We start from the raw sequence: 2,070 nt of genomic DNA, 5'->3' as shown, positions 1-2,070 counted from the left end.
AGATTGGCATAGCCGGCCTCGCTGGCGGCGATCAGCACGATCGGCGATATCTCGGGACCGTGCCGGCGGCGGTCGCGTTGGGCGTCGCTCGTTTCGCCGGAAAAGACCAGGTCAACCTGGCAGCCGATGATCGGCTGGATGCCGTCCTTGACCGCTTTCTGGGCGAATTCGAGCGCGCCGAACAGATTGTTGGTGTCGGTCACTGCGATCGCCGGCGCTTCATCCTTGACCGCGTGGCCGACGATGGCGCCGAGCTGCAGGGCGCCCTCGAGCAGCGAATAGGCTGAATGCACGCGCAGATGGATGAACCTCCGTGCAGGCGTCTCCGGCTGCGTGGCCTTCACGACAGCTTCGCGCTGCAAAGGGTCGCGTGGAAGTCGTTCATCCGCCATGTTTTTTCGCGCTATCTCAAGGACTCATCCGTGCAGATGTATTGTCCCGGACGCCGCGATGCCAGTCCAGTACAATCGACCGCGAACCACGAGGTTGCGGCCTATGTCGCCCTGGGTCAGGCGAACTCCATGATCACAGCGTCGACCGCCAGGCTGTCGCCCGGTTTGGCGTTTAGCTTCGCCACGGTGAGGTCGCGCTCCGCGCGCAGCACGTTCTCCATCTTCATCGCCTCGACCACGGCCAGCGTCTCGCCGGCCTTGACGTCTTGGCCCTCGGCGACGGCGATCGACACCACCAGTCCTGGCATCGGGCAAAGCAGCATTTTCGAGGTATCCGGCGGCAGCTTTTCCGGCATCAGCCTTTCCAGCTCCGCCGTCCGCGGCAGCATGGCTTGAGCCGTCACCGACATGCCCTTCCAGGCGATACAAAGGCCGTTCAGCACTGGCCGGACCTGCGCCGCGATCCGGTTGCCGCCGACCGTGCCGCGCCAGATCGCGTCGCCCGGCCGCCAGTCGGAGGCGACCGTCAGCGGCTCGCTGCCATTGATCGACAGATCGATCTCCATCGGGATGGAGACCATGCCGTCCAGGATGCCGGCGCAAAGATAGTCCGCGCCGATCTTCACCACCCAGTCGCGCTTGAGATGGCCCGAATGCGGTGCCAACCGGCCGCTGAGCCGGTCGAGCCGGTCCCGTCGCAGCAGTTCGATCGCGGTGGCGATCGCGGCGAACACCGCCCTCTCCTCGCCGTCCGGTTCGACCGGCGCGAAACCGTCCGGATACTCCTCGGCGATGAAGCCGGTGGAAAGCCGCCCCTCGCGCCAACGCGGGTGCTGCATCAGCGCAGCGAGGAACGGAATGTTGTGCTCTATGCCGTCGACGACAAAACCGTCCAGCGCTTCGGACATGGCATCGATAGCCTCGAGCCGCGTCGGCGCCCAGGTGCAGAGCTTTGCCACCATCGGATCGTAGAACATCGATATCTCGGCCCCTTCGGCGACGCCGGTGTCGTTGCGGATCACCACATCGCCGAATGTGCCCTCTTGCGGCGGCCGGTAGCGCGTCAGCCGGCCGATCGAGGGCAGGAAATTGCGAAACGGGTCCTCGGCATAGAGACGGCTTTCCACCGCCCAGCCGTTCAGCTTCACCTCGCTTTGCCTGATGCCGAGCTTTTCGCCGGCGGCGATGCGGATCATCTGCTCGACCAGATCGATGCCGGTGACGAGCTCCGTCACCGGATGCTCGACCTGCAATCGCGTGTTCATTTCAAGGAAATAGAAGTTCCTGTCCTTGTCGACGATGAACTCGACCGTGCCGGCGCTCTGGTAATCGACGGCTTTCGCCAACGCCACAGCCTGCTCGCCCATGGCCTTGCGCGTCTTGGCGTCGAGGAACGGCGACGGCGCTTCCTCGACCACCTTCTGGTTGCGGCGCTGGATCGAGCATTCGCGCTCACCCAGATAGAGCGCATTGCCATGCGCGTCGGCCAGCACCTGGATCTCGATATGGCGCGGGTCAACGACGAATTTCTCGATGAAGACGCGGTAATCGCCGAAGGAGCTTTTCGCTTCCGAACGCGCGCGCTCGAAGCCGTCGCGCACTTCCGCGCTGCTCCAGGCGATGCGCATGCCCTTGCCGCCGCCGCCGGCCCGCGCCTTGATCAGCACCGGGTAGCCGA

General features: G+C 64.7%; 2 protein-coding genes. Both read right to left on the bottom strand.

Going from position 1 to position 2,070, the window contains the following annotated elements; all coding sequences use genetic code 11:
• Nucleotides 1-392: PHP domain-containing protein (locus EOA60_RS30400; RefSeq protein WP_128312428.1), on the bottom strand; the 392-nt coding region annotated here is incomplete at its 3' end.
• Between the two features lie 116 nt (nucleotides 393-508).
• Nucleotides 509-2,070 (bottom strand): biotin/lipoyl-containing protein (locus EOA60_RS30395; RefSeq protein WP_128312426.1); only part of this gene is annotated, 1,562 nt, incomplete at its 5' end.

Origin of the sequence: Mesorhizobium sp. M1A.F.Ca.IN.020.06.1.1 (assembly GCF_004023265.1) — a bacterium.
Taxonomy (GTDB): domain Bacteria; phylum Pseudomonadota; class Alphaproteobacteria; order Rhizobiales; family Rhizobiaceae; genus Mesorhizobium.
Note: the sequence above shows the minus strand (reverse complement) of the source record. Positions and strands in the feature narration are given on the sequence as shown.